This is a genomic window from Komagataeibacter intermedius TF2 (genome assembly GCF_000964425.1).
GTDB classification, from domain to species: Bacteria; Pseudomonadota; Alphaproteobacteria; order Acetobacterales; family Acetobacteraceae; genus Komagataeibacter; species Komagataeibacter intermedius.
The window spans coordinates 1-265 of the sequence record NZ_BANF01000189.1 but is presented as its reverse complement, the minus strand read 5'-3'; the positions used below and the strand labels follow the sequence as shown (position 1 = coordinate 265).

Genomic DNA, 265 nt, shown 5'->3' with positions numbered 1-265 from the left:
GGGAGCAGGGGTTGGTTGGCAGATGCCACGACCGGAGACGGGCGGATGCTGCCAAGTTCCCGAAGATCAGTCGTGGTTTCTGCCATTGACCGCTGCAAGGCCAGTTCAGGATTGGCCATGCCGGTCGTCGCAATGGGAGAAGGTGACGACAGGCTCTGCGCACAGGCGTTGAGCGCCATGGGCAAAAGAAAAATGAGCAGAGAATGTTTCATGAGCTTCTCCGGATAACGGGAGAAGCTTCGAAGATCATCTTGCGACTGCTGCA

Annotated in this window: 1 pseudogene; it reads right to left on the bottom strand. The window is 57.0% G+C overall.

From position 1 onward, the window contains the following. Positions 1 to 212: pseudogene (locus B7449_RS15565) on the bottom strand (DotD/TraH family lipoprotein); the annotation flags it as partial. Between the last annotated feature and the right edge of the window lie 53 nt (positions 213 to 265).